The organism is Clavibacter sp. MX14-G9D (genome assembly GCF_032917815.1).
Classification (GTDB): Bacteria; Actinomycetota; Actinomycetes; order Actinomycetales; family Microbacteriaceae; genus Clavibacter; species Clavibacter michiganensis_K.
This window is the reverse complement of the sequence record NZ_JAVCVL010000264.1, coordinates 1-3,402: the sequence shown is the minus strand read 5'-3', so window position 1 is coordinate 3,402 and position 3,402 is coordinate 1. Positions and strand designations below refer to the sequence as shown.

Below are 3,402 nucleotides of genomic sequence, written 5' to 3'. Positions count from 1 at the left end.
ACCCGTCACGCGCGGACCGCGGTCATCCGCCCGCGCGGGCCCGCGATGCCCAGAGCTGCGCGGCGAGTCCCACCACGATGAAGCCGCACATCAGCGCCCCCATCGCGGTCGCGGTGCCGCCGAGGGCGCCCGCGAGCGGCGTCGCCAGCCCGCCGAGGCCGAACTGCAGGCCGCCGACGAGCGCCGAGGCCGTGCCGGGGTGCCGGTGGCCGAGCGCCTGCGTGAGGGTGATGGATCCGGGGATCACCCACCCCCAGCCCGCGGTCACGAGGGCGAGGGCCGGCCAGACCAGCGCGGGCCCCGAGCCCGTGACCGCGCCGACGAGCACGAGGGTCGAGCCGACCGCGCAGGTGGCCAGGCCGATCGTGAAGAGGCGGTCCTCCTCGAAGCGCCCGATGAGGCGGCGGAAGACGAGCGTCGACGCGATCATGCAGGACGCGTTCGAGGCGAACACCAGCGTGTAGAGGCCCTCGCCGAAGCCGTACTGCTCCTGGAACACGAAGGAGGAGGTGGCGATGTAGGAGAAGAAGCCGATGGTCGCGGTGCAGCCGGTGACGAGGTACCAGCGGAAGCGGGGGATCCGCAGCAGCTCCGCCATGCGGCCGAGGACCGCGCGGGGCGAGGTGCCGCCCGTGCCGGTGCGGACGAGCGTCTCCGGCAGCAGGCGCGCGGCGGCGAGGGTGAGGGCCAGGCCGAGCGCGGCCAGCACGCCGAACGCGGCGCGCCACGACGAGAAGGTCAGCACGAGGCCGCCGACGAGCGGGGCGACGACCGGGCCGACGGAGTTGACGACGGCGAGCGTCGCGAAGAGGCGGCTGCGGAGGGCGCCGGTGGAGGCGTCGCCGACCATCGCGCGCGCCGAGACCGCGGCGGCCGCACCGCCCAGGCCCTGCACGACGCGGGCGAGGATCAGGGTCGTCACGTCCGGCGAGATCGCGCAGACGACGCTCGCCACGGTGAAGAGCGCGGTCCCGGCGAGGAGGATGCGCCGGCGCCCCACGCCGTCGCTGATCGGCCCGATGACCAGCTGCCCGACGGCGAACGCGACGAGGAACGCGGTCAGCGTGAGCTGCACCGAGGCCGTCGAGCCGTCGAGGTCGGCGGCGATGGCCGGGAGGCCCGGGATGTAGAGGTCGGTCGCGAAGGGCGAGATGCCGACGATGAGCGCGACGGTGAGGAGCGGGCCGCGGCGCGCGGTCCACGACGTGCGCGGGTCGGGGTCGGGATCCGGGTGCGGGGCGTCGTCGCTCATCCGTCCCGACAGTAGACCGGTCGCCGCCGGGCCGGCCGCGGCCGGCGGGGAGGACGGGGATCCGGTCCCCTCCGCCCGGCCACCGCCCGTCGATGCGCCTAGCCTCGACGGGGGCGCACCGCACCGGCCGCGCCCACCCGCATCCACGAGGAAGAGGAACGCGCATGACGACCTGGCTGATCACGGGATGCTCCACGGGGCTCGGGCGCGCGTTCGCCGAGGAGGCGCTGTCGCGGGGGAACGACGTCGTCGTCACGGCGCGCGACGCCGCCAGCGTGCAGGACCTCGCCGACCGCTTCCCGGAGCACGCGCTCGCGCTCGACCTCGACGTGACCGACCCGGCGCAGGTGTCGCTCGCGGTGGACGAGGCGACCGCCCGCTTCGGCGGCGTCGACGTGCTCGTCAACAACGCCGGCTACGGCTACCGCGCGGCCGTCGAGGAGGGCGACGACGCCGACGTCGCGCGCCTCTTCGACACCCAGTTCCACGGCAGCGTCCGCATGATCAAGGCCGTGCTGCCCGGCATGCGGCAGCGTCGGAACGGCACCATCGTGAACCTCTCGTCCATCGGCGCGGCCCGCACGGGCGCCGGATCCGGGTACTACGGCGCGGTCAAGGCCGCGATCGAGCAGATGACCATGGCGCTGCGCACCGAGCTCGAGCCGCTCGGCATCGTCGCGACGGTGGTGGCCCCGGGTTCGTTCCGCACCGACTTCTCCGGCCGCTCGCTCACGCAGTCCTCCACCGTGATCGACGACTACGCCGAGACCGCCGGCAAGCGCCGCAAGGAGGTCGACACCACCGACGGCACGCAGCCCAACGACCCCGCGCTCGGCGCGAAGGTGCTCGTGGACGCGGTCGAGGCCGGCGCGCCCTACTACCTGCTGCTCGGCGGCGACGCGATCGAGATCGTCACCGGCGCGCTCGACGACCTGCGGCGGGACATCGACGACTGGGCCGACGCCAGCCGGTCGACCGCGTACGACGCGGGCTAGGCGCGCGGGCCCGGGCCTCCGCGTCCGGCGGCGTCCGTCGGACCGTCCTCGGCGGGGCCGTCGGCCGCGGGCGCGGCCTTCCCGGCGACCATCGAGGACCGGATGACCCTCGCGAAGTAGAAGAGGCCGAGCACCAGGAACGGCAGCCCGACCACGCGGGCGTCCTCGAGGAGGAGCATCAGCACGGCGCCGGGCACCGCGAAGGCGATCGCGAGAGCGACGTCGTTGTCCGACGACTCCTCGTCGTCCGCCGGGGCGGCGGGCCCGGTCGTCCCGGCGGGCACGTCCGGGGTGCCGGCCGTGCGGTCCGCGTCCTTCGGTTCCTGTGTGCCGTCCATGCCCTCCACGCTAGGCAGGGTGCGGGGTCGGGCGCGTCCGCCGAAGGGGGGAGGGCGCGCGGTGACGCGGCGCCTGCGTCAGGCGCGCCCCTCCAGCTCCAGCAGCGTCGTCTTGGCGGCGAGCCCGCCGATGTAGCCGCCGAGCGTGCCGTCGGAGCGGAGCACCCGGTGGCACGGGATCACGACCGGCAGCGGGTTGGTGGAGCACGCGGTGCCGACCGCGCGGGTCGCGGCCGGGCTGCCCGCGGTCTCCGCGACCTCGCGGTAGGTGCGCGTGGACCCGTACGGGATCTCCGGCAGCAGCCGCTGCACCCGGTCGCGGAAGCCCGACGACAGGCGGCGGTCGAGCGGCAGGTCGAACGTGCGGCGGCGGCCGGCGAAGTACTCGTCGAGCTCGCGGGCGGCCTGGTCGAGGCGCTTCGGGGCGCGGAGGATCCGGGGACCGAGCCGCCGGGCGAGGTCGCCGAGCACGGTGCCGTGGTCCTCGCGGGAGTAGGCGACGCGGATCAGGCCGCGCTCGGTGGCGGCGAGCAGGAGCGGGCCGACGGGGGAGTCGATCGTGGTGAAGCCGACGTCGAGGGCGTCCGCGTCCTCGGCCGCGTCGGCGAGGCGCAGGCGGAGCGCCGCGAGGGCGGGAGCGGTCGGGGCGGCACGCTCGAGCGCGTCCGCGTCGAGGAAGGGGGCCTCGAGGGCGGGGGCGGCGTCGTCGGGGTCGTTCACGGTCGGCCTCCTCGGGTCTGTGCGGGTGCGGGTGGGGACGCCGATGCGGCGGCGGCGCGAGCGGCGGACGCGGGGGCGGAGGGGGGTGCGGCGCCCG

The 3,402-nt window shown here is 75.8% G+C and carries 4 protein-coding genes; 1 reads left to right on the top strand and 3 read right to left on the bottom strand.

What is annotated here, in order from left to right; all coding sequences use genetic code 11:
• Positions 1–22: 22 nt before the first annotated feature.
• Positions 23–1,252, bottom strand: a complete 1,230-nt coding sequence (locus tag Q6969_RS14390; protein WP_317231058.1) for a multidrug effflux MFS transporter — start codon at positions 1,250–1,252, stop codon at positions 23–25.
• 164 nt (positions 1,253–1,416) lie between these two features.
• On the opposite strand from Q6969_RS14390, the gene Q6969_RS14385 reads away from it, so the two are divergent.
• Positions 1,417–2,247, top strand: a complete 831-nt coding sequence (locus tag Q6969_RS14385; protein WP_317231057.1) for an oxidoreductase — start codon at positions 1,417–1,419, stop codon at positions 2,245–2,247.
• On the opposite strand, the gene Q6969_RS14380 is transcribed toward Q6969_RS14385, so the two are convergent.
• On the bottom strand, positions 2,244–2,585 hold the full coding sequence (locus tag Q6969_RS14380) for a hypothetical protein (RefSeq protein WP_317231056.1): 342 nt from the start codon (positions 2,583–2,585) through the stop codon (positions 2,244–2,246). The two genes, Q6969_RS14385 and Q6969_RS14380, sit on opposite strands and share 4 nt — an antisense overlap.
• Positions 2,586–2,663: 78 nt before the next feature.
• On the bottom strand, positions 2,664–3,305 hold the full coding sequence (locus Q6969_RS14375) for a methylated-DNA--[protein]-cysteine S-methyltransferase (protein WP_317231055.1): 642 nt from the start codon (positions 3,303–3,305) through the stop codon (positions 2,664–2,666).
• Positions 3,306–3,402 lie beyond the last annotated feature (97 nt).